Here is a 23,742-nt window from a genome sequence, read left to right on the forward strand (position 1 = left end):
AACCGCCCGTCAGTCCCGCGGGATCCCGCGGGACGACAGCACCTCGCCGTAGGCCTGCATCAGGTCCGGGAGCCGCAGCGTCGCCAGCTCCTGCCGGGTCGGCGCCGCCCCCGACTCCGACAGCCGGACGTCCCGGAAGGCGCAGGCCGACTCGTAGAGCGTGCGCAGGAAGCGGCCGTTGCCCAGCTCGTCGATCCATCCCTCGCCCACCACGTGCCGGGAGATGCTGCGCAGCTCGTCCAGCGCCTCCGGGTCCCACCCGTCCCCCTGCTCGGCGGCCAGCAGCTCGCCGATGGCCGTGAGCTCCTCGGGCGAGTAGCTGGGGAACTCGATCCGGGCGGCGAACCGCGAGCCGAGCCCCGGATTGGCCGCCAACAGCCGGTCCATGCCGGCCGGATAGCCCGCGAGGATCACCACCAGGTGCTCCCGGCTGTCCTCCGCGCGCTTCAAGAGCACCTGCAGGGCCTCGTCGCCGTAGGCGTCCCCCTTGCTGTAACCGGTGTGGACCAGGCTGTACGCCTCGTCGATGAACAGCACCCCGCCGAGCGCCGAGTCGATCAGACGGTTGGCCTTCACCGCCGTCTGCCCGAGGAACTCCCCGACCAGGTCGGCCCGCTGCGCCTCCACCAGCCGGTCGTGGCTGAGTAAGCCCAGCGCGTGGAAGACCCGGCCCAGGATCCTGGCCACCGTCGTCTTGCCGGTGCCGGACGGCCCCGAGAACACGAAGTGCCGCTTCGGGGGCTGCACCGGCAGGCCCTGCCCGGAGCGCAGCCGCGCCATCCGCAGCTGCGCCGACATCGCCCGCACCTGCTCCTTCACCGGCTCGAGACCCACCATCCGGTCGAGCTCGGCCAGCGTGCTGGCCAGCAGCGTCGGGTCCGGCGCCGGCGGCGCCCCGGCCGTGACCGCGCCCTGACCGGCGTGCGCGTGGCCCGCCGGGCCCGGCCAGGCGACGGACCCCGCCGGACGAGGCCCCCCGGCCGGCGCCGTGGGTGACGGAATCCGCCGGCCGAGCCCGCCCTCCTCCTGGAGCGCTTCCATGGCGCCGCGCAGGCCGGCCGGCAGGGGACCGGTGAGCACCTCGCCCGAGGACCCCGTGAAGTGGGCCGCCTCCGGATCCTCCACGCCGAGCGCGGTCAGCCGCACCGCGGTGTCCATGAACTCCGGGTCGGCCTCGTGCACCGCCCGGTACAGCGGTATGGCCGCCGCGCTGCGCCCGCTGCCCTCCCTGGCCCGCGCCAGCCAGTAGCGCAGCTCCTTGCGCTGCGGCTGCTCGCTGCGGCAGCGCATCAGCGCCGCCGCGAGCAGCGGCTCCGCCTGGTCGTACATCTCCAGCCTGACCCGCGCCATGCCCGCGAAGAGGCCGGCCTCCACGCCCAGTTGGGGATCCTCGGTGAGGTTGGCCGTGTACCGGTAGAGCCCCTCCCAGTCCTTCGAGAGATAGCACCGGCAGGCGTGCAGGAACCGCGCGTGCGGATCGCTCTCCGGCGCCGGGCACTGGGCGAGCGCCCGGTCCAACTCGGCCAGCCGGCGGCCGTCGAGGAGGTGCGAGGCGTGGGCGAGCAGCAGGTCCCGCTCGGTCTCGAGCACCGGCTGCACCCACCAGCCGAGCCAGTACCAGGAGCTCAACGGGCGCCCGTGGCGGGCGCGTTGCTCGCCGAAGCGGCTCCGGTTGCGGAACATCTGCCGCAGCGCGGCCGGCACGTCGGTGCGCAGCGCGTGCAGCCCGAGCCAGGCGTCCGCCATCCCCGGGTCCTCGCGGACCGCCGCCCTGAACTCCTCCTCGGCCTCGGGGTAGGCCGCCGCCGCGTAGGCGTCGACCCCCCGCAGCCAGGCCAGGTCCGCCCCGCTCGGCGGTCCGTGCGCGCCGCGTGTGCCAGCGTTCATGACGACCCCCACAACGGGTTACCGCTGCCTGCCCCCGGAGCCCGGAGGGCCTCACGCGCGGGCTTCATAGGTGTCACCCCTCGGTGTCATCAGGATATCCGCATGGGGCCTGGAGGGATCTTCGGCGAAGTGCCGCCGCTCCGCCGCGACCCATTCCCGCCAGAATCCGGCCTGTTCGGGACCGTCGCGGCGCCGCCCGCGCGCCCAGGCGGTCTCGGCGGGCACCGCGAGCCAGACGAGGAACGCCAGGCGGGGCCGCAGCGCCGACCGGCCCGCGCCCACCCCCTCCAGGAGCACCACGGGCGCCGGCGGGACGGACACCGTGCGGGCGAAGGCACGGCGTTCCCAGTCGTAGGCCGGGTACTCGGCCGGCTCACCGCGCGCGAGCGGGTCCAGCACCCCGGCGGTCAGCCGGTCCGTCCAGTCGAAGAACGCGTCGTGGCTGGCGAGGTCGTCGAGGCGCACCACCGGCGCCCCGTCGAGCGCGGCGGAGAGCCGGCCGGCCAGGGTGCTCTTGCCGGAGCCGGCGTGCCCGTCGATCGCGACCAGCCGCACCGGACCGCAGCTCGGCGGCAGGGCCCGCAGCCTGGCCGGCAGCCCGGCGAGCCCGTCGCGGGCGGGGGAGACGGGGGAGAACATCACGAAGAGCCTAACGAAGCCGGGCCGGCCGGTCGGCGTCACAGGTCGACACCAATATTGTTTCCGCGCGTTCGCGGGGAATGACTGGCCGTCACGTCGCGCAGCCGGGATAGTGGTGACCTGCCGCGCCTGAGTCGCTGCGTTCCGCACACGTTCGGAGACGACCCCGGGAGACAAGCACCGTGACCACCACGCCACGCCGAACCGTTCTCGCCGCCGCCGTCGCCGCGGCCGTCGGTACCACCGCCAGCCTCGCCGCCGGCTCCGCGACCGCCACCACGCCCGCGACCCCCGCCCGTGGCGGCCGCCGCGCCGACCCCGAGTCGGGGATCGAGTACCGGGGCTGGGTCTCGGCCGCCGACTGGGCCTCGGGCACCGCCCAGGGCGTCGGGGTGGTGACCACTGGGCGCGCCGGTGTGGTGCTCCGCCAGGCCCGTGGCACCGTCGACTACGCCGACCCGCACACCGGCACCACCAGGGCCTACGAGTACGCCACCTGGCTGTCGCCCACGCACCGCGCGGCCACCCCGGCCACCGAGCTCATCGCCTCGTGGAACGCGCGCACCCCGGCCGGCACCTTCATCCGCGTCGAGGTGCTCGCCACCTACTCGGACGGCACCACCAGCCCCTGGTACACCCTGGGCGTCTGGGCCTCCGGCGACGGCGACATCCGCCGCACCTCGGTCGACGACCAGGAGGACGGCAAGTCCACCGTCTGGACCGACACCCTCGCCATCGACGACGCGGCCAGCGGGCTGCGGCTCGTCTCCTACCGGCTGCGGCTGACCCTCTACCGGACGCCCGGCGGCGCGGCCCCGACCGTCTGGCGGGTGGGCGCCATGACCTCCGCGGTCCCGGACCGCTTCGAGGTCCCCGCCACCACCCCGGGCGTGGCCGCCGGCGTCGAGCTGACCGTGCCGAGCTACTCGCAGAACGTCCACATCGGCCGGTACCCGGAGTACGACAACGGCGGACAGGCCTGGTGCAGCCCCACCTCATCGCAGATGATCATCGAGTCCTGGGGCCGCCGCCCCACGGCCGAGCAACTGGCCTGGGTGGACCCCGACTTCAGCGACCCGCAGGTCTGCCACGCGGCCCGCTTCACCTACGACTACCAGTACGGCGGCTGCGGCAACTGGCCGTTCAACGCCGCCTACGCGGCCACCTACCCGGACATGCAGGGCGTGGTCACCAGGATCGCCACGCTCGACGGCGCCGAGCGGCTGATCGCGGCCGGCATCCCGGTGATAACGTCCCAGTCCTTCATCGCCAGCGACCTCGACGGCGTCGGCTACGGCACCTCGGGCCACCTGATGACGGTGATCGGCTTCACCGCGGAGGGCGACGTCATCGCCAACGACCCCAACGCCGACGACAACGCCGGCGTGCGCCGGGTCTACCGGCGGCGGCAGTTCGAGAACGTCTGGCTGCGCACCAAGCGCTACGACGCCAACGGCGTCGTGCGCAGCGGCTCGGGCGGCGTCTGCTACCTCTACTTCCCGACCACGCCCACGGCCGCCCAACGGCACGCGCTGGCCGCCGTCGGCGTCAGGTGACGGCCGACCGCGGGCGGCGGGCGCGGCTCCGGCTCGCCGCCCTCGGCGTGGCGGCCCTGACCCTGGTGCCGGGCGGGGCCGCGGCCACGCCCGGCGAGGGGGTGACCGCCGAGACCCTGGCCACCGGCACCTCGGCCGGGGCGCTCGACCTGCGCACCCGGGGGGCCACCGACGTCACCATGCGGGTGATCACCATCGAGCCCGGCGGCTCCACCGGTTGGCACTACCACCCGGGCGGGCTGCTGGCCGTCGTCGCCTCCGGCACGCTGACCCGCGTCGTCGACGGCTGCGCGGTCGAGGTGTCGACGGCCGGGGACGCCGTCCTCGAGCCCGCCGGGGCCGACCACGTGCACATCGGGCGCAACCTCGGGAGCGAGCCGGTCGTTCTCTACGCGACCTACCTCGTACCCGAGGGGAGCCCACTGGCGGTCGACGCCGAGGACCCGGGCTGCGAGGCCCGCTGACCACCGATCCCCTCACCGCCGTCCCCGACGCGGGCCGCCGAGACCCGGCGACACCTCCGCGTCACCTGCCGACCACTCGCAGGAGGAAGCGCGATGACGCTCGCCCAACCGCCCGTGGCGCCGGCGCCGGTGCCACGCCGGATGCCCGCCCCCGAGTCCCACGACCTGCTCGGCCTCGTCAGGGACCTGATCCGACGGGAGATCAGGCCGGTGGCCGCCGAGGAGGAGGCGGCGGGGACCTTCCCCCGTGAGCTCTTCTCCCGGCTCTCCGCCACCGGGCTGCTGGCGCTGCCCTACCCGGAGCGGTTCGGCGGCGGCGACCAGCCGTACGAGGTCTACCTCCAGGTGCTGGAGGAGCTCGGCGCGGCCCGGCTGACCGTGGGCCTCGGCGTCAGCGTGCACACCCTCGCCTGCCACGCGCTGGCCGCGTTCGGCACCGACGAGCAGCGCGCCTGGCACCTGCCGCAGATGCTGGGCGGCGGGCTGCTGGGCGCCTACTGCCTCTCCGAGCCGCAGTCCGGGTCCGACGCGGCGGGGCTGCGCACCCGCGCCCGGCGCGAGGGGGACGAGTGGGTGCTCTCCGGCACCAAGGCGTGGATCACCCACGGCGGGATCGCCGACTTCTACACCGTGCTGGCGCGCACCGGCGGCGAGGGACCGCGCGGCGTCACGGCCTTCCTGGTGCCCGGCGGGGCCCGCGGGCTCACCGCCGCGGCTCCCGAGCGGAAGATGGGCATGGGCGGATCGCCCACCGCCCAGCTGCACTTCGACGAGGTGCGCGTCGCGGACGCGCGCCGCATCGGCGAGGAGGGGCAGGGCTTCGCCATCGCCATGGCCGCCCTGGACTCGGGGCGGCTGGGCATCGCCGCCTGCGCCGTGGGCGTGGCACAGGCGGCGTTGGACGAGGCGCTGGCCTTCACCACGGGGCGCCGCCAGTTCGGCCGGCCGGTCGCCGACTTCCAGGGGCTCCGCTTCATGCTGGCCGACATGGCCACCCAGATCGAGGCCGGCCGGGCTCTCTACCTGGCCGCGGCCCGCCTGCGGGACGCCGGCGAGCCGTTCGGCCAACAGGCCGCCATGGCCAAGCTGTTCTGCACGGACATGGCCATGCGGGTCACGACCGACGCCGTGCAGCTGCTCGGCGGCTACGGCTACACGGCGGACTTCCCGGTCGAGCGCTATCTGCGCGAGGCCAAGGTGCTGCAGATCGTGGAGGGCACCAACCAGATCCAGCGGGCGGTCATCGCCCGCCATCTGGTCGGTCCCGAGCAGCGCTGACCTCTCGTCAGGCGGCCCGCTCCAGCGGCGGCACGGCGGCCGGGCGGACACCGGGCCCCGAGGCGTGGGAGAACGGCTGGAGCCGCCAGTCGAGGCCCTCGGGGAGCGCCGCGTCGGCGGCGCTCTCGGGGAGGAGCGTCGTGAGCGGCAGGGGCGTCAGCCCGTCCTCGTCGGCGAGGCGCCCCGAGCCGGGGCAGATGGTCAGCCCGAACGGGTTCCACGGCGTCGGGCAGAGCGCGTGCTGCGGCAGCGGCTCGCCCAGACCCCCGAGGGCGATGGGCCGCGAGCAGTCGGGGCAGACGACGCGGTACAGCTCGACGTCCGCCGGTTCCTCCCCGTAGTCCTGGTCGTCGTCCTCGAACTCCGGCAGTCCGCCGGCCGGTTCGGAACGGAGTGGCTTCACTGAGCGCATGTACATCCCCCTAGGACGGCGCAGTGGCGTTGGCCACAGCAAGCACTTCCCGCGCCGTTCGACGAATAATCGTGCAGGCGAACCGCAGGTGGGCGGCCCTTTGTGTCGTTCGTCACACAAGTGTTGTGAAACTGTGGCCCGTCACGCGCCCCCTTTGGCACCCCGAGCGTCGCGCGTCTCCGGGCGGGCGCCGTTCCGGGTAGGTTACGGGACCGTGGAGGAACTTGACCGGCGCATTGTGGAACTGCTCGTCAAGGACGGGCGGATGAGCTACACCGACCTGGGCAAGGCCACCGGCCTTTCCACCTCGGCGGTCCACCAGCGGGTACGCCGCCTCGAACAGCGCGGCGTCATCCGCGGCTACGCGGCGATCGTCTCGCCCGAGGCCGTCGGCCTGCCGCTCACGGCCTTCATCTCGGTGAAACCCTTCGACCCCAGCGCCCCCGACGACATCGCCGAGCGCCTCGCCGGCGTCGCCGAGATCGAGGCGTGCCACAGCGTGGCGGGCGACGAGAACTACATCCTCAAGGTCCGGGTGGCCGCCCCCGCCGACCTCGAACACCTGCTGGCCCGCATCCGCTCGCTGGCCGGCGTCTCGACCCGCACCACCGTCGTCCTCTCCACCCCCTACGAGGCGCGCCCGCCGCGGGTCTGAGCGGCCCGCCCCCGGCACCCCGGGCCAGCGTCGGCGCCCGGGAGCCGGAAGACTAGGGGCATGACCGAAAGCACCGCCCCACACCGGCCGCCGCGCACCGTCCTGCTGCGCCGCGGCGAGGTCCACAGCCCGGCCGACCCCTTCGCCACGGCCATGGCCGTCCAGGGGGACCGCATCGCCTGGATCGGCTCGGAGAGCGCCGCCGACTCACTGGCCGCCACCGCCGACGAGATCGTGGACCTCGACGGGGCGCTGGTCACCCCCGCGTTCACCGACGCGCACACGCACGCCACCGCCACCGGCCTCGCCCTCACCGGACTCGACCTGGCCCCGGCCGCCGACCTGCCGGCCGCCCTCGCCCTGATCCGCGCCCACGCGGCGGCCACCCCGCCCGGCGGCGTGCTCCTCGGCCACGGCTGGGACGCCACCCGCTGGCCCGAGCGCAGGACCCCCACCCGCGCCGAGCTCGACGAGGCCGCCGGCGGCCGTCCCCTCTACCTCAGCCGCGTCGACGTGCACTCCGCGCTCGTCACCACCGCGCTGCTCGACCGGGTGCCGGGGATCACCACGCTGCGCGGCTACGCCCCCGAGGGGCCGCTCACCACCGACGCCCACCACGCCGCCCGGCGCGCCGCGCACGCCACCGTCACCGCCGAGCAGCGCACGGCCGCCCAGCGGGCCGCGCTGCGCCGCGCCGCGTCGCTCGGCATCGGCTCGCTGCACGAGTGCGGCGGCCCCGACATCTCCAGCGAGGACGACCTCACCGGGCTGCTCGCGCTGGCCGAAGCCGAGCCGGGGCCGCGGGTCTTCGGCTACTGGGGCGCGCTGGTCACCGGCGTCAAGGAGGCCGAGGCGGTCCGCGAGCTCGGCGCGGTGGGCGCCGGCGGCGACCTGTTCGTCGACGGCTCCCTCGGCTCGCACACCGCGCACCTGCACGCGCCCTACGCCGACGCCGACCACACCGGGGCCGAGCACCTGACCGTGGACGAGGTGGCGGCCCACGTCGCCGCCTGCACCGAGGCCGGCCTCCAGGCCGGCTTCCACGCCATCGGGGACGCGGCGATCGACGGGGTCGTGGCGGGCGTGCGGGCGGCGGCCGAGCGCGTCGGGCTCGACCGGGTGCGGGCCCTGCGGCACCGGGTCGAACACGCGGAGCTCATCACCGAACAGGCCGTCGAGGACTTCGCCGAACTGGCGCTCACCGCCTCCGTGCAGCCCGCCTTCGACGCCGCCTGGGGCGGCCCGGACGGCATGTACGCGCGGCGGCTCGGCGCCGAGCGGGCGGCCGCCCTCAACCCGTTCGCCGCCCTGCTGCGGGCCGGCGTGCCGCTGGCCTTCGGCTCCGACGCGCCGGTCACCCCGCTCGATCCCTGGGGCACCCTGCGGGCCGCCGCCTTCCACCGCACCGAGCGGCACCGGATCTCGGTGCGCGCCGGCTTCGCCGCGCACACCAGGGGCGGCTGGCGCGCCGTCGGCCGCGACGACGCCGGCGTGCTGGCGCCGGGCGCCCCCGCCGACTACGCGATCTGGCGCACCGGTGAGCTGATCGTCCAGGCGCCGGACAGCCGGATCGTCCGCTGGTCGACCGACCCCCGCTCGGGCACCCCGGGGCTGCCCGACCTGACCCCCGGGTCGCCGCTGCCCGAGTGCCTGCGCACCGTGGTCGCCGGCCGCACGGTATACGACCGGCTGAACGAGTGATCCACCGGCCCCGGATACCGCCGAACGACGTGCGCTCCGCCTGTCGAACTCCCGCGCCCACTCCGCACTGACCTGGCCCTTTGAGGAAAACGCCGAGGTCAGAGGGCTGTTGACAGGCGGCGGTTGTCGAAGGGTAGGTTCGGCCGGGTCCACCACAGGACGTCCGGTCGGCGCTCCTCCGCGCAGTCGACGAACGCCGCTGGGCCAGAGGGCGGGGTGCCGGACCGGCGCTTCGCCAGCGGGAGCCAGGTCCAGCGGGTCCGCGGCACGGGGGCGGAAGGCTTCGTCCGTCCGGCTGGTGCGACCCGGGCGGGGCCCGGACGCTCAGTAGACAACGGCTTTCGGTCGACCCGCAGCCAGCGGGTCCCGGGTCGGACCGAAGGGCGCCGGGTCCCGATCCGCCGCTGTTCGCCCTTTCGGGGTACGGTCGTTCATCATCGCCCGCTCAGCAGAGAGGCCACGACCGTGCCATCGGGCCCAGACGCGACCACGGCCAGCGAGACCGAAGGCGGGGGACCCGAGGGCGCGGACCCGTCGGCCGGCGAGGCACCGCGGGCCGGGGCGGGCGCGGCGGCGGCCCCTCGTCGCCCGGGCCGGTTGCGGAGGCTGGCGGGCGGGGCGCGCCGCCACTGGCGGGCCGGCGTGGCGGCCGCGGTGGCCGGACTCGGACTGGCGCTCGCCTTCCCGCCGTTCGGCCTGTGGCCGCTGTCGGTGGCGGCCGTCGCCGCGTTCTCCCTCCTCACCCACGGTCGCACCGGTCGCCAGGGCGCCTGGCTCGGGCTCGCCTTCGGCTGGCCGTTCTTCCTCCTGCTGCTGAGCTGGCTGCGGGTCATCGGCTGGGACGTCACGGTCGGGCTCGCCCTCGTCGAGTCGCTGTTCGTGGTGGTGCTCGGCGCCGGGCTCGCCCGCACCTCCCGGCTGCGGGCGTGGCCGCTGTGGGCCGCCTGCCTGTGGGTGGCCCAGGAGTGGGCCAGGGACCGCGTCCCGTTCGGCGGCTTCCCGTGGGGCCGCCTGGCCTTCGCCAACACCGGCAGTCCGTTCACGCCGCTGGCCGCGCTCGGCGGCGCGCCCCTGGTCACCTTCGCCGTCGCGCTCAGCGGCGCCCTGCTGGCCTGGGCGGCGCTGCGGCTGCTCGCCGCTCGGCGCGTCGCCGAGGCCGCCGAGCGGGCCCCGGGGGCCCGGCTGCCGGCGCTCGGCGCGGTCGGCCTGGCGGCGGCGGTCGCCGTCGCCGGCTACGCGGTGCCCGTGCCCACCGGCGCCGACGACACCGTCTCCGTCGCGGTCGTCCAGGGCAACGTGCAGCAGCCGGGCATGGACTTCCTCGGCCGCCCGATGCTGATCCTCAACAACCACGTGGCGGCCACCCTGGACCTGGCCGCCGAGATCGACGCCGGACGCGTCGAGCGGCCCGATCTCGTGATCTGGCCGGAAAACGCCTCCGACCTCGACCCGTTCCGGAGCGACGAGGCACGCGCCGCCATCGAGCGGGCGGTCGGGGCCGTGGACGTGCCGATCCTGGTGGGGGCGCTGGTCGAGCACCCCACCAGGGAGGGCTACGTCGAGAACCAGGGCATCGTCTGGGACCCGGAGACCGGCCCCGGCGCCTCCTACACCAAGCAGCACCCGGTGCCGTTCGGCGAGTACGTGCCCTTCCGCGAGCAGTTGAGCACCTTCATCACCCGCCTCGAACGGGTGCCGCGCGACTTCTACCCCGGGGACTCCACCGGCGTCCTCGACGTCGGGCCCGCCCGCCTCGGGGACGTCATCTGCTTCGAGGTCGCCTACGACGGGATCGTCAGGGACACCGTCAACGACGGCGCCCGGGCCCTGGTCGTGCAGACCAACAACGCCACGTACGGCAACACCGGCCAGCCCGAGCAGCAGCTGGCCATGTCCAGGCTGCGGGCCGTCGAGCACGGTCGGGCCGTCGTCACCGCCGCCACCAGCGGGATCAGCGCCGTCGTGGCCCCGGACGGCCGGGTAGAGCAACAAACCGAGGAGTTCACCAGGGACGTGCTCACCGCCGAGCTGCCGCTGCGCGACGACCGCACCGTCGCGGACCGTGTCGGCGCGGCACCCGAGTGGGTGCTGGCCGGGCTGGGGCTCGTCGCCTGGGGTGTCGCCGCGCGGGCTCGGGCCGGCGCGTTTCGGGAAGGCGCGCAGGCCAGGCACACTTGATCCATGACGACCGGCAGGCCGAATCCGTACGGCATCCAGGGAGCGACCAGCGTCCGCCCCGTTCGCAGGCGGCGGACGCGGCCGCTGCTGCCTCTCGGCGTGGCGGCCTGGGCGCTGCTCGAGATCTATCTGCTCACCCTGCTCGGCCGGCTGGCCGGTGGGCTCACCGTCTTCCTGGTCCTGGTGGCCGGCGTGCTGCTCGGCGCGCTGGTGATCAAGCGCGCCGGCAGCCGCGCGTGGCAGCGTCTCGTGGCCAGCATGCGCCCGGAGGGCGCCCCCACGGAGGACCGCGGGGGCAACGGCCTCGCGATGCTGGGTGGCCTGCTGCTGATGGTGCCGGGGCTCGCCTCGGACGTCGTTGGGCTGCTCTGCCTGTTCCCGCCCACGGCGGCGCTGCTGCGCAAGGGCGCGGGCCGCTACCTGCGCCGGCGCGGTGGACCGCTCGGCGAGGCGTTCCAGGAGGCCAGGGCGGCCCAGGAGCGCATGCGAATGCGGCGGCCCGACGGCAAGGTGGTGCCGGGCGAGGTGGTGTCCGAGGAGGACGAGGGGGACAAGGGCCCGGCCGAGGGCCGCGAGCGGCGGGACGGCGGGGACGACTGACTGAATGCCGCGGCCCGCCCCTCGCGAGGGGCGGGCCGCGGCATTCAGTACGGCTCGGTACGGCCGTGAGAACAGACAAAAGGCAGACAAAAGGGCCGGGTCACACCCGCGTGACCCGTGCCCCTGGTCTGCTCGTGGGCCTCGGTGGTGGGCGTCAGTGGCGCCGGCGCCCTAGGCCGTCTTGCGGCTGTCGCGCGGATGCACCGCGATGTTCATCGCACCGGAGCGCAGGACGGCCAGCCGCTCGGCCAGCACCTCCTCGAGCTCCTCTCGGGTGCGGCGCTCCATCAGCATGTCCCAGTGCGTACGCGCGGGCTTGGCCTTCTTCTCCTCCGGTCCCTCGCCGTCCACCAACAGGGCCTGAGAGCCGCATACCTTGCATTCCCACTCCGGCGGGATCTCGGCCTCCACCGAGAACGGCATCTCGAACCGATGGCCGTTCCGGCATGCGTACTCCACCGCCTGCCGCGGCGCCAGGTCAATGCCGCGGTCCGTCTCGTAGCTGGTCACCACGAGCCGCGTGCCGCGAAGAGCTCGCTCACTCATGAATCGTGCCTCCCGGGCTGGTCGCCCACAGGACAGGTGTCGCTGTCGTCATCATCAGGTCAACGTCCGGTCGGCGGTGAAGATTCCCGTTGCGGGTCATGCGTCGCCCGTCGTACCGCCCCTTCTTGTACCCACCGGCGTCCGGTTTGTCACATCTGACAGGAGATGTCACCCGGCGTCCGCACAGGATGGCCCGGGGTAACGGCTCATCCGGCGGGACCGAAGGCGAAGGATACCCGGCCCGCGCCGCTCCTCGAAATCCATTCCGGATTCCGTCTCCCGGATGGCGAAGATCCGCAGGAAGAACTGGGCCAGCGGGCCGATGGCCACCGCGTACACCACCGTGCCCACCCCGGCCGTGCCACCCAGCAACACGCCGCTGACCAGCACCGTCACCTCCAGGGCCGTGCGCATCAGCCGGATGGACCGACCGGTGATCCGGTGTAGCGCGGTCATCAGCCCGTCCCGGGGCCCGGGGCCGAACCTGGCCGAGATGTACAGGCCCGTGGCGGCGCCATTGAGCACGACGGCGCCCAGCATCAGGGGGACGCGCGCCCCGAGGGCCGTCACCTCGGGAAGCAGCCGCAGCGCCAGGTCCATCGTGGTGCCGATGAGCAGCACGTTGGAGAGCGTGCCGAGGCCAGGCCGCTCCCGCAGCGGGATCCACAGCAGCAGCACCAGCGCGCCCGTGATGTTCACCACCATGCCGATGGAGAGCCCGGTGTGCTCCGCCACCCCCTGGTGGAACACGTCCCAGGGGTCGAGCCCCAGCCCGGCCCGCACCATCAGCGCCATGCTGGCGCCGTAGAGCGTCAGCCCGCCGTACAGCTGGAGGAGGCGGCGCGGTATTCGCTTGTTCAACACTGCTCCCGTCGATCGGATCCCGCTGGCGCGAGTGGCCTGGTGCATGTCACCCTGTGGCCTGACTGGACCCGTGAACCATGGCCAATCGCCGAAAGGTGGACTGATTTCGTGCCCCAGTGGACCTCGACCATCGGTGCCGGCCAGCTCGCCCGGCTGCTCAACTCCGGGGAAGGCCACCAGCCGACGACCGGGCCACGGCGCCAACCCGCCTACCGCGCGCTGGCCGACGGGATCCGGCTGCTGGTCCTCGAAGGCCGGGTGCCCGTCGCCGCCAGGCTGCCCGCCGAGCGGGAGCTGGCCGGGGCGTTGGCGGTCAGCCGGACCACCGTGGCCACCGCCTTCGAGGCGCTGCGTGGTGACGGCTTCCTGGAGTCGCGCCGGGGCTCCGGCAGTTGGACGGCCGTGCCGCCCGGCAGGCCGCTGCCGGGCCGGGCGCTGGAACCGCTGCCGCCGGACGCGGCCGGTCGCGTCATCGACCTGGGCTGCGCCGCGCTGCCGGCCCCCGAGCCCTGGCTCACCCGCGCCTTCCAGGCCGCGCTGACGGCGGTGGCGCCGGCCGCCAGGACCCACGGGGACTTCCCGGCCGGGCTCGCCGAGCTGCGGCAGGCCATCGCCGACCGCTACACGGCCCGCGGGGTGCCCACCATGCCGGAGCAGATCATGGTCACCACCGGCGCCATGGGCGGGGTCGGCGCCGTCTGCCGGCTCTTCGTCGCGCACGGCGAGCGGGTCGCGGTGGAGCACCCGTCCTACGCCAACGTCCTCCAACTGCTGCGGGAGGCCGGCGCCCGCCTGGTGCCGGTCCCGATGGCCGACGGCCTCGCCGGCTGGGAGCTGCCGCTCTGGCGCCGGGTCCTGAAGGAGGCCGCGCCACGCCTGGCCTACGTGGTCGCCGACTTCCACAACCCCACCGGCGTGCTGGCCACCGAGGAGCAGCGCCGCGAGCTGGTGGCGGCGGCCCGCGCCGCCGGCACGCTGCTCGTGGTCGACGAGACCATGGCGGACCTCGCGCTCGACACCGAGCCCGGCGCGCCACCGCCACGGCCGGTCAGCGCCTTCGACCACGGCGGCGCCACGGTGATCACGGTCGGCTCGGCGAGCAAGAGCTTCTGGGCCGGGCTGCGCATCGGCTGGGTGCGGGCCGCCCCCGAGGTGATCCGCAGCCTGGTCGCCGCCCGCGCCTACGCCGACCTGGGCAGCCCGGTGATGGAGCAGCTCGCGCTGCACTGGCTGCTGACCGAGGGCGGCTGGGAGGAGGCCCTGACCCTGCGCCGCGCCGAGATCCGCGCCAGCCGCGACGCGGTCGTGGCCGCGCTCCGCGCGCACCTGCCGGACTGGGAGTTCACCGTCCCGTCCGGCGGCCTCGCGCTGTGGGTGCGCACCGGCGGCCTGTCCGGGTCCCGCGTCGCCGACGTGGCGGAGCGGCTCGGCGTCCGGGTGCCCTCCGGGCCGCGCTTCGGCGTGGACGGCGCGTTCGAGGGCTACGTTCGGGTGCCGTTCACCGTCAGCGGCCCGCTCGCCACCGAGGCCGCCGTCCGGCTGGCCGCCGCGGCCCGCCTGGTCGCCGAGGACACCACCCCCGCCCTCCAGACCCCGGCCGGCTACACCACCTGATCGCGGCTAGTCCTTGGCGTCGGCATAGCACTCGACGACCGCCGTGGTCAGCGGGAAGCGGACGGGGGTGGGGCCGAACGTGAGGTGGCCGGCCGAGGCGGCCGCGGCGTGGACGGCCTCGACGACGGCTTCCGCCTCCTCGGCCGGGCAGTGCACGATCACCTCGTCGTGCTGGAAGAAGACCAGCTCGGCGGCCATGTCCCACAGGGACCCGCGCAGGGCGGCCAGCATCAGCAGCGCCCACTCCGCCGCGCTGCCCTGCACCACGAAGTTCCGGGTGAACCGGCCGCGGGCCCGGGCCGACGAGGAGCCCTGGCCGACCGGCTCCGCCCGGTCCTCCGGTGGGATCCCGGCGTCGGCCGGGGGACAGGTGCGGCCCAGCCAGGTCCGCACCAGGCCGCCCTGCTCGCCGACCCTGGCCGCCTCGTCCACATGACCGACCGCCGCCGGGAAGCGGCGCCGCAGCGCCGCGAGCTGCAGCAGCCCGTCGCCCGAGGTCTGCCCGTAGATCGCGCCCAGCAGCGCGAGCTTGGCCGCCGCGCGGTCCCCCGAGAACCCGCCGTGGGCCAGCGCCGTGTAGAGGTCGTCGGCCGCGCCGGCCGCGGCCATCAGGCCGCGGTCCCGGGAGACCGCGGCCAGCACCCGCGGCTCCAACTGGGCCGCGTCCGCCACCACCAGGCGCCACCCCGGGTCCGCGACCACCGCGCGCCGCACCACCCGGGGGATCTGCAGCGCCCCGCCGCCGTTGGTGGTCCAGCGGCCCGACGGCGTGCCGCCCGGGACGTACTCGGTGCGGAAGCGCCCGTCGCGCACCCAGGAGCGCAGCCAGGACCAGCCGTGCGCGGTGTGGATCCGGTACAGCCGCTTGTACTCCAGGAGCGGGGCCACCGCCGGATGGTCGACCTCCCGCAGCTCCCAGGCCCGGGTGGACGACAGCCGGATGCCGGCCCCGGCGAACGCCCTGATGACCTCGGCCGGCAGGTCGGGCCGCACCCGCGCCCCGGGGCCGAAGGCCGCCGACACCTCCTCGGCCAGCTCGGCGAGCCGCGCCGGCTGGGCGCCGCCCGGGTAGCGCCGGCCGAGCAACTCGTCGAGCAGGCGCAGGTGGACGTCCGCGCGCCACGGCAGCCCGGCCCGGCCCATCTCGGCCGCCACCAGGGTGCCGGCCGACTCGGCGGCGATCAGCAGCCGCATCCTCTCCGGGTGCGCCACCGCGCCGGCACGCGCCAACTGCCCGGCGTACACCTCGAGGAGGGCGACCAGGGGGTCGGCGGTGGCCGGCAGCGGGGCGGGCCCCGCGTCGAACAGCGAGGGCTGGGCCGAGTCCGCCGCGGTCGGCCGGGGGGCGTCCGGCACCGGAAGGCCGTGCAGCCTGGCGAAGGCCGCGCTCAGCGAGCGCGGCAGCCCGTACCCGCCCTCGTGGCCGAGGAGCAGCGCCTCGGCCGCCTCCACGTCGTAGCAGCGGGGGACCCGGAGCCCGGCCGCGAGGAGCCGGGGGTAGACGCTCGCGGTCGACCGCCAGACCCAGCGGGCCACCCCGGGCCGCGCCCGGACCGCCTCGGCGGGGCCCGGCTCCACCACGACGGGGCCGACGGGGCGCCCGGCCTCGTCGAGCGCGCACACCCGGACCGAGCCGTCGGCGTACTCCGCCAGGGCGTGTCTGCCGCTCACCGACCTTTCCTCGCTCATGTGTGCGAGTCTGGCAGTCGCCACTGACAACGCCCCGACGGTCGTCAGCCCTCGCTCTCCCCGGCGATGACCAGCTCCGCCAGGTGCTCGGCGATCTCCTCGCGGTCGGCGCGCGGCAGCCCCGCGTCCGTCACCAGGGTGTCCACCTCGTCCAGCGTCGCGAACGAACTCAGCCCCGTCGTCCCCCACTTGGTGTGGTCGGCGACCACCACCACCCGGCGGGCCGAGCGGATGAAGTGCCGGTTGGTCTCCGCCTCGGCCAGGTTCGGGGTGGACAGGCCGGCCTCCACCGAGATGCCGTGCACCCCGAGGAACAGCACGTCGAAGTGGAGGGAGGCGATCGCCGCGTCGGCGACCGGGCCCACCAGGGCGTCCGAGGGCGTCCGCACCCCGCCCGTCAGCACCACCGTCGCCCCGCCCGCGCCGGCCGGCCGACCGCCGTCGCCCGGCTGCCCGGCGTGATGGAACACGTCCGCCACCCGCACCGAGTTGGTGACCACCGTCAGGTCGGGCACCTCAAGCAGCTCGTGCGCGAGCGCGAACGTGGTCGTGCCACCGGACAACGCCACCGCGCTGCCGGGCGTCGCCAGCGTGGCCGCCGCCCTGGCGATGGCGCTCTTGGCCGACAGCTCGAGCGAGGACTTGGCCTCGAAGCCCGGCTCGTGGGTCCGACGCTCGGCCACCGGCACCGCGCCCCCGTGCACCTTCTCCAACGCGCCCTGCCGCGCCAACACGTCCAGGTCGCGGCGCACCGTCATGTCCGACACCTGAAGCATCCGCGTCAACTCGCTGACCCGGATGCCGCCCCGCCGTCTGACCTCGTCAAGGATGAGCGCACGGCGCTGCCCCGCCAGCAGGTTCTGGTTGTCGCTCACGGCGTCTCCTCACAAGTGAATGAGTCATCCTCGCATGCTCCAACATCCCCCGATCGGGGACGGTTCGGCGTGCCCCTGACAGGAGAGAGGTCAAGGGAGGGCAAGACAGCAGGGGGAGCCAGGATGAGTGCCGACGAGATCACGTCCAGGCCCGCGGCCGCGCCGCAGGAGCTCCCGGAGCCGGCCGTCGAGTTGCTGGTGCACGGCGTCGGCGGCACCACGCCGCAGGCGATGCTCGAGGACAACCGCACCACCCGGGTCACCGGCGACGCCACCGCCAGCGTCCACCGCCGCACCGACGACCTCGACGAACGGCCCTGGGACGACGGGCGGCCGCTGCGCGAGGCGTACTCCTGGTCCAACCTCACCTCGGGCAACGGGGCCCGCGCGCTCTGGCTGCTGCTCCTCCCGTTCATGATCGTCAACCTGGCCCACTGGATGCGTCCGGCCGCCGCCGGCACCCGCCGCACCCAGCGCGCCTTCGACGTGCAGGTGCGACTGCTGGCGCTCTCGCTCACCGTGCTGTTCACCGCCGGCGCCTGCGCCGTCGCGCTCGACCTCGTCGCCTGGCAGTGCGCCGGCTCCGCCGCCTGCGCCGCGGACTCCGGCTGGCTCGACCCGCTGGCCGGCGAGGGCTGGTGGGCCCAGCCGGGCCGGCGGCTCGCGCTCGGCGCCGCCCTGCCGCTGGTGCTCGTCCTGCTGCTGTGGGGGCTCTCGCACCGCACCTGGAGCGCCTACGAGTCGGCCTCCCCACCGGTGCGACCCCGTCCGGACGGCGAGGAGCCGGCGGTGCTCGGCCGCGCCGGCTTCTGGTACGGCCGCGGCATCGTCGCCCGGCTGCGCGCCAGCCACACCGCCATCGGCCTGCTGACCCTCGCCGCCGCGCTGCTCACCGCCACCGGCCCGCACGACCGGGGCCCGGAGGGCGCGGGCGCGCTGGCCGCCGCCGGCTGGGTGCTGACCGGCCTCACGGCGGTCGGCTGGCTGGTGGTCGTGGTCCAACTGGTCCGGCACGGCCGCACCGAGGAGGAGCGCGACGACAGCCCCGAGCCGTCGCTGGCCCGCGCCCTGCCCTGGAGCGCCCTGGCCCTGGTGCTCGTGGTCGTCGTGCACACCGCGTGGAGCAGGCCCGAGTGGCTGACCAGCGGACGCCATCCGGCCGGCGCCGGCATCTTCCCCGGGCTGATGATCGTGCAGGGCGTGCTGGTCGTGGGTCTCGCGTTGACGGCCCACCGGCTGCACCGGCAGGCGCCGAGCGCCGACCGCGGGGCGCTCGCCGGGCTCGGCGCCGCCTCGGTGGCCCTGCTCGCCTGCGGGCTCGGCGGAGTGCTGACCGGAGGCGTGACCGAGTGGGTCGCCGACCGGCTCGCCTCCTCGCACGACGACGCGTCCGGCGGCTCCATCGCGGGCCCGCCGGTGGTGCTGAGCTGGGAGGCGGCCGCCATCCCCCCGCTGCTCCTCGTGGTGCTCGGGCTCGCGGTGGCCGCCGGGCTGCGGGTGGTCCGCCGACGCCGCGAACTCGCGCCCGGCGTCAGGGACCGCTACCCGGACGAGGGCTGCGAGCCCCAGGAGGACCGCAGCCGCAGCATCGCCTCGGCCGTGGCCCGCGCCGAGCTCACCGACTCGGCGCCCGTCCTGGTCGGCTGGGTCACCGCCTCCTGCCTGGTGCTCGGCCTCGGCTGCGTCGCCGGGGCGCTGACCGGCGATCCGCCGTCCGAGGCGGCGGACTCGGCGCCGGCCGTCGTCTCCGCGCTCGCCGACGCCTGCCAGAGCACGGGCTCCTGGCTGATGGGCGCGGGCGTGGTGCTGATGGTCGCGCTCGGCCGCCGCGCCTACCGCGACGCCGGGGCCAGGCGCACCATCGGCATCCTGTGGGACGTCGGCACCTTCTGGCCGCGCGCCGCCCACCCCTTCGCCCCGCCCTGCTACGCCGAGCGTGCCGTGCCCGACCTGTCCTGGCGGATGGGCACCTGGATCGACGCCACCGGCGGGCGCCTGGTCATCTCGGGCCACTCGCAGGGCAGCGTGCTGGCCGCCGCGGCCGTCTGGCAGCTGGACGCGGCCACCCGCAGCCGGATCGCGCTGCTCACCCACGGCTCGCCGCTCGAGCGGCTCTACGGCCGCTGGTTCCCCGTCTACTTCGGCCCGGCCGCGCTGCGCGCGCTCCACCGGGACGTGCCCTGCTGGCGGAACCTGTGGCGGGCCACCGACCCCATCGGCGGCCCGGTGCTGGTGGCCGGGGCCGACCTGCCGCCGGTGGACCGCGGCCCGCTCGCCGACCCGTTGCACTACGGCCGGAACCTGCTCCGGCCCCTGCCCGAGCCGATCCTGGGGCACGGCGACTACGCCGCCGACCCGGCGTTCGCCGCGGAGCGCGCCGCCCTGTTCGACCGGCTGCTGCGCGGCCAGGCACCGCCGCCGCTGCCGGAGCAGCGGGCGGCCGAACCGGTGTGACGGCGGTCAGAGCCCGGGGCCGCCCTGCGCCAGCGGCGGCAGGTCGTCCGGGTAGAGCAGGGTCAGCTCCTCGGTGCTCGGGTCGGCCAGTCGCGCCACCCGGCCGGCGTGCCGCTCCACCATCGCCTCGAACGTCTGCCGCGCCGTCCTGCCATTGCCGAACGAGGGGCCGCGGTCCATCGCCGTGAAGTACTTCAACAGCGCGTCCTGGGTGCCGACGCCCAGGTCGTACTGCTGGTCGTGGGCCTGCTGCCCCACGATGCTCAGCAGCTCCTCCGGCGAGTAGTCGCCGAAGGTGATGGTGCGCGAGAAGCGGGAGGCCACGCCGGGGTTGACCGCCAGGAACCGCTCCATCTCGGCGGTGTAGCCGGCGACGATCACCACCACCGCGTCCCGGTGGTCCTCCATGAGCTTGACCAGGGTGTCGATCGCCTCGCGCCCGAAGTCCCGGCCGGCGTCCTCCGGGGAGAGCGCGTACGCCTCGTCGATGAACAGGACACCGCCGCGCGCCCGCTCGAACGCCTCCTGGGTGCGGATCGCCGTCGAGCCGATGTGCTCGCCCACCAGGTCGACCCGGGACACCTCCACGAGGTGCCCGCGCTCCAACACGCCGAGGGCGGCCAGGATCTCGCCGTAGAGCCGCGCCACCGTGGTCTTGCCGGTGCCGGGCGAGCCGGTGAACACCAGGTGCCGGCGCACCGAGGCGGCCTTGAGGCCGGCCTGCTGGCGGCGCCGCCCCACCTCGATCATGTCGATCAGCGCCCGCACCTCGCGCTTGACCGTGTGCAGGCCGACCAGGGTGTCGAGCTCGGCCAGCACCTCGTCGGCCGGCCGGCCGTCCGCCGCGGCCGGCTCCTCGGCGGGCGGCGGCTGGCTGGGCGCGGCGCCGGCCGGCGCCGCGGTGACCCGCTCCGGCCGGGCGGCGGGCGGGGGAGCGGCGTCGGTGGCCTTCAGCCGCACGTCGGCGCCCGGGGCGGTGGACTCGTCGCTGTGGCAGTCGGTCAGCACCGGGCTGTCCTCGGCGAAGACGTAGCCGCCCCTGGCGCACCGCTCGGTGCGGCAGCGGTTGAGCTCGGTGCGGCAGCCGTCGATGACGTGGAAGCCGTAGCCGCCCGAGTCGCTGATCCGGCAGCGGGTGAACCGGCCCCGGCCGCCCGCCGAGACGTAGACCCCGGCCTCGGTCGCGCGGCTCACCGTGCAGTCCTCGACGCTCGGGTCGGCTCCCTTGGTGACGATGAAGCCGGTGCGCGCCTCGTGGATGGTGCAGCCGGTGACCGTGCCGCCGCTGCCCTGGTCGCGGAACCAGGCGCCGGTGCCGACCCGTTGGACCCGGCAGGCGTCGAGCCGCGCGGTGGCGCCGTCGCTGACCGAGACGGCCGAGCCACGCACCTCCTCGAGCTGGCTGTCCACCACGTCCACCCGGGACCCGGAGTCCAGCACGAAGAGCGCGTCCGGCACGTGGTGCACCCGGCAGGACTCGAGCACCGCGGTGGCGCCGTCGCTCACCCAGACCGCCGGGTAGTCCCCGGTGCTCTCGTGGATCTCGCAGTCGTGGGCGTCCGCGTGGCTGCCCGGGTCCCAGACCGAGACGCCGTTGCGGCCGAACCGGCGCACGGTGGTGCGCACCAACGTCAGCACCGCGCGGGACCGCAGGTCGAGCGCGTTCTCCGGGATGTCCGAGACCACGCTGTCGGCGAGGGTCAGCACCGCGTCCGTGTCCATCGTGACGCCGTCGCCCGTGGTGGCGCCGATCCGGCAGTCGGTGAGGTGGGCGGTGGCCCGGTCGGCCAGGCGCACCCCCGTGCCCTTGATGTCGGTGAAGTCGCACTCCACCGCGTCCACCGCGGAGCCGTCCCCGGTGACGGAGAGACCCGCGCCGCCGGCCTGCCGGACCCGGCAGCGCTCCAGCCGCAGATGGGCCGGGCCGCGCACCGTGATGCCGGGCTGGCCGGACTCGGCGACCTCGCACTCCTCGAACAGACCGCCGCCGCCGTCGGTGACGCTGATCCCGGTGCCCGTCGGATTGCTGACGGCGCAGTGCCGCACGGTCGGCCGGGCGCCGCCGCGCACCTCCATACCGGCGGCCGACGCGGTGCGGATCCGCACCCCGGTGAGCTCCGGGGTGCTGTTCTCGACGAGCACCGCGGGCACGGTGGTGTCCTGGCCCTCGATCAGCAGGTGCTGGATGGTGGCCGAGCCACGCACGGTGAGCGGGACCCCGTCCGCCGGGGCGATTCTGGCGGGCCCGTCCTTGTCCTCCCCGGGGCCGCGCACCGTCACGGACTGCTCGATCACCAGGTTCTCGCGGTAGGTGCCGGGCGCGAGGACGAGGACGTCCCCGTCGGCGGCCGCGGCCAGGGCTTCGGTGACGGTGCTGTAGACGGCGGTCCGCCGCCGCCAGCGTGCTGTTCCGGTGTGCGTCACCTGGACCGAGCCCTTAGTCATGGACTGATGTGCCCCAAACGTGTCAACTGAGCTGTCAACTGGGCGCGCTACCACGCGTGCCTGGTCGCTCCACGTTAGCGCGCCGTGGACCGATGGGATGACCGGATCGGACACGGTGCGCGCGTGCCCCCTCCGCGCTCCGCGCACCACGGTCGTGCGCCGACGCGCCCCTCACCCTACGTGCTCACGCACCGTGTCCCCGTGAGTGCCTTGGGTGCGCGGACGCAGGAACGTCACGCCTCGATACCCAGCAAAGTCCTTGGGAAATCCCGGAGTTGTCCCCACTTTCGAGTGATTGCCCCAGTCGGCCGCAGCCTTTAGCTTCTTCGCGGGATCCCTCAATTGGCCTCTGTACGACCCCACATTGGCGGTGTAGCGCATGACGACCTCGATCGAGCCGACCTCCGAGAGCGGTGCTCCCGAAAGCGGCACCGCACATTCGAGGCTCAGCCTCGACACGGCGGCGGCCCGAAATCTGGCGACCACGACCAAGACGCCGCCGCAGATGCAGGGGATCACCTCCCGATGGCTGTTGAAGGTGCTGCCGTGGGTGCAGGTTTCCGGCGGCACCTTCCGGGTCAACCGGCGGCTGACCCACACGCTGGGAAACGGCCGGGTGGAATTCGTCTCCACCGGCGCCGAGGTCCGCGTGATTCCGGCCGAACTCGGCGAACTCCCGGCGCTCGCCGGATACTCCGACGCCGAGGTGCTCGGGCTGCTCGCCGACGCCTGCGTCCAGCGGGACTTCGGCCCCGGCGAGGTGCTCGTCCAGGCCGGCGAACCGGCCGACCGGGTGGTGCTCGTCGCCCACGGCAAGCTCGGCAGGCGCGGACCCGGGCGCTACGACGCCGAGGCCGACCTCGGCGTGCTGGCCGACGGGGACTTCTTCGGCGACCGCGTCCTCACCGACGAGACCCCTGGCCCCTGGGAGCACACGCTGCGGGCGCTCACCAGCGGCACCGTGCTCACCCTCGCCCGCAGCGCCTTCCAGGAGATCGCGGAGCGCGCCCCCGGGCTCGCGGAACACCTCGCCGGGCTGCGGGCCGCCGTCCCGGCGCAGCGCAACGCCGCCGGCGAGGCGGACATCGCGCTGGCGTCGGGGCACGCGGGCGAGCCGGTGCTGCCCGGCACCTTCGTGGACTACGAACTGTCGCCCCGTGAGTACGAGTTGAGCGTGGCGCAGACCGTGCTGCGGATCCACTCCCGGGTGGCCGACCTGTACAACGAGCCGATGAACCAGGTCGAGGAGCAACTGCGGCTGACGGTGGAGGCCCTGCGGGAGCGGCAGGAGCACGAGCTGGTCAACAACCGCGAGTTCGGCCTGCTGCACAACGCCGGGCTCGGGCAGCGGATCCACACCAGGAGCGGCCCGCCCACCCCCGACGACCTGGACGAGCTGCTGGCCACCGTCTGGAAGGACCCCAGCGTCATCCTCGCCCACCCCAAGGCCATCGCCGCCTTCGGCCGCGAGTGCAGCGCGCGCGGCATCTACCCGTCCAACACCCAGTTCGGCGGCCAGGCGGTCCCGGCCTGGCGCGGCGTGCCCGTGCTGCCCTGCAACAAGATCCCGGTGAGCGCCACCGGCAGCACCTCGATGCTGGCGCTGCGCACCGGCCAGGAGAACCAGGGCGTGGTCGGGCTGCACCGCACCGGAATTCCGGACGAATACCAGCCCAGCCTGTCCGTCCGGTTCATGGGCATCAACGAGCAGGCCGTGATCTCCTACCTCGTCAGCGCCTACTACTCGGTGGCGGTTCTGGTCCCCGACGCGCTGGGAGTTCTCGAGGACGTCGAAATCGGGCACTGAGAGGTCCGGAAGGGGGCCGCGACGCCGGCCCCCTTCCGGTACCGGAATTCAGCCGCCAAGGCCACCAGAGAAGACAAG

Annotated in this window: 18 protein-coding genes; 10 read left to right on the top strand and 8 right to left on the bottom strand. The window is 74.8% G+C overall.

Features of this window, described 5'->3' with window-relative positions; genetic code table 11:
• Nucleotides 1–9: 9 nt before the first annotated feature.
• Nucleotides 10–1,887 carry an AAA family ATPase gene (locus RNC47_RS00250; RefSeq protein ID WP_311594496.1) on the bottom strand — a complete coding sequence of 626 codons (1,878 nt, stop codon included), beginning with the start codon at nt 1,885–1,887 and terminating at the stop codon, nt 10–12.
• Between the two features lie 51 nt (nt 1,888–1,938).
• Entirely contained in the window at nt 1,939–2,526 is a 588-nt protein-coding gene (locus RNC47_RS00255) for a uridine kinase family protein (RefSeq protein ID WP_311594497.1), read from the bottom strand.
• A gap of 182 nt (nt 2,527–2,708) precedes the next feature.
• Here RNC47_RS00255 and RNC47_RS00260 point away from each other — a divergent pair, with 182 nt between their 5' ends.
• From RNC47_RS00260 to RNC47_RS00270, 3 genes are all read left to right on the top strand, one after another.
• A complete protein-coding gene (locus RNC47_RS00260) occupies nt 2,709–4,082 on the top strand; it encodes a peptidase C39 family protein (protein WP_311594498.1) in 1,374 nt (457 codons plus the stop codon).
• Nucleotides 4,079–4,546 (top strand): cupin domain-containing protein, encoded by a 468-nt coding sequence (locus RNC47_RS00265; RefSeq protein WP_311594499.1) that lies wholly within the window; start codon nt 4,079–4,081, stop codon nt 4,544–4,546. Before RNC47_RS00260 ends, RNC47_RS00265 begins: the two co-directional genes overlap by 4 nt.
• Before the next feature lie 93 nt (nt 4,547–4,639).
• Nucleotides 4,640–5,824 (top strand): acyl-CoA dehydrogenase family protein, encoded by a 1,185-nt coding sequence (locus RNC47_RS00270; protein WP_311594500.1) that lies wholly within the window; start codon nt 4,640–4,642, stop codon nt 5,822–5,824.
• A gap of 7 nt (nt 5,825–5,831) precedes the next feature.
• Here the strand turns inward: RNC47_RS00270 and RNC47_RS00275 are convergent, their stop codons facing one another.
• Nucleotides 5,832–6,236 carry a hypothetical protein gene (locus RNC47_RS00275; protein ID WP_311594501.1) on the bottom strand — a complete coding sequence of 135 codons (405 nt, stop codon included), beginning with the start codon at nt 6,234–6,236 and terminating at the stop codon, nt 5,832–5,834.
• A gap of 214 nt (nt 6,237–6,450) precedes the next feature.
• Between RNC47_RS00275 and RNC47_RS00280 the strand changes: the two genes are divergently transcribed.
• From RNC47_RS00280 to fxsA, 4 genes are all read left to right on the top strand, one after another.
• Nucleotides 6,451–6,891, top strand: a complete 441-nt coding sequence (locus tag RNC47_RS00280; protein ID WP_311594502.1) for an Lrp/AsnC family transcriptional regulator — start codon at nt 6,451–6,453, stop codon at nt 6,889–6,891.
• A 60-nt stretch (nt 6,892–6,951) separates the two neighbouring features.
• A complete protein-coding gene (locus RNC47_RS00285) occupies nt 6,952–8,592 on the top strand; it encodes an amidohydrolase (RefSeq protein ID WP_311594503.1) in 1,641 nt (546 codons plus the stop codon).
• A gap of 465 nt (nt 8,593–9,057) precedes the next feature.
• Nucleotides 9,058–10,770: an apolipoprotein N-acyltransferase gene (lnt, locus tag RNC47_RS00290; RefSeq protein ID WP_311594504.1), complete on the top strand. Its 1,713-nt coding sequence runs from the start codon at nt 9,058–9,060 to the stop codon at nt 10,768–10,770.
• 3 nt (nt 10,771–10,773) lie between these two features.
• On the top strand, nt 10,774–11,370 hold the full coding sequence (gene fxsA / locus RNC47_RS00295) for an FxsA family membrane protein (RefSeq protein WP_311594505.1): 597 nt from the start codon (nt 10,774–10,776) through the stop codon (nt 11,368–11,370).
• A 171-nt stretch (nt 11,371–11,541) separates the two neighbouring features.
• Here fxsA and RNC47_RS00300 read toward each other — a convergent pair whose 3' ends face one another.
• Together RNC47_RS00300 and yczE are read right to left on the bottom strand one after the other, a co-directional pair.
• A complete protein-coding gene (locus RNC47_RS00300) occupies nt 11,542–11,916 on the bottom strand; it encodes an RNA polymerase-binding protein RbpA (protein WP_132818429.1) in 375 nt (124 codons plus the stop codon).
• Nucleotides 11,917–12,084: 168 nt separating this feature from the next.
• Nucleotides 12,085–12,825, bottom strand: coding sequence for a membrane protein YczE (gene yczE, locus RNC47_RS00305; protein WP_311594508.1), 741 nt, complete (start codon nt 12,823–12,825; stop codon nt 12,085–12,087).
• 63 nt (nt 12,826–12,888) lie between these two features.
• On the opposite strand from yczE, the gene yczR reads away from it, so the two are divergent.
• The gene (gene yczR / locus RNC47_RS00310; protein WP_311594509.1) at nt 12,889–14,394 is read left to right on the top strand and encodes a MocR-like transcription factor YczR; all 1,506 of its coding nucleotides are present in this window, start codon (nt 12,889–12,891) and stop codon (nt 14,392–14,394) included.
• Nucleotides 14,395–14,400: 6 nt separating this feature from the next.
• On the opposite strand, the gene RNC47_RS00315 is transcribed toward yczR, so the two are convergent.
• Complete coding sequence (locus RNC47_RS00315) at nt 14,401–16,083, bottom strand: bifunctional 3'-5' exonuclease/DNA polymerase (protein ID WP_311594510.1); 1,683 nt, start codon at nt 16,081–16,083, stop codon at nt 14,401–14,403.
• Between the two features lie 44 nt (nt 16,084–16,127).
• Complete coding sequence (locus tag RNC47_RS00320) at nt 16,128–16,958, bottom strand: DeoR/GlpR family DNA-binding transcription regulator (RefSeq protein WP_311594511.1); 831 nt, start codon at nt 16,956–16,958, stop codon at nt 16,128–16,130.
• A gap of 123 nt (nt 16,959–17,081) precedes the next feature.
• Between RNC47_RS00320 and RNC47_RS00325 the strand changes: the two genes are divergently transcribed.
• A complete protein-coding gene (locus RNC47_RS00325; RefSeq protein ID WP_311594512.1) occupies nt 17,082–19,412 on the top strand; it encodes a hypothetical protein in 2,331 nt (776 codons plus the stop codon).
• A gap of 6 nt (nt 19,413–19,418) precedes the next feature.
• Here RNC47_RS00325 and RNC47_RS00330 read toward each other — a convergent pair whose 3' ends face one another.
• Nucleotides 19,419–21,857: a right-handed parallel beta-helix repeat-containing protein gene (locus RNC47_RS00330; RefSeq protein ID WP_311594513.1), complete on the bottom strand. Its 2,439-nt coding sequence runs from the start codon at nt 21,855–21,857 to the stop codon at nt 19,419–19,421.
• 379 nt (nt 21,858–22,236) lie between these two features.
• On the opposite strand from RNC47_RS00330, the gene RNC47_RS00335 reads away from it, so the two are divergent.
• A complete protein-coding gene (locus RNC47_RS00335) occupies nt 22,237–23,664 on the top strand; it encodes a family 2B encapsulin nanocompartment shell protein (protein WP_311594514.1) in 1,428 nt (475 codons plus the stop codon).
• The last annotated feature ends 78 nt before the right edge of the window (nt 23,665–23,742 follow it).

The organism is Streptomyces millisiae (genome assembly GCF_031845425.1).
Lineage (GTDB): Bacteria > Actinomycetota > Actinomycetes > Streptomycetales > Streptomycetaceae > Streptomyces > Streptomyces millisiae.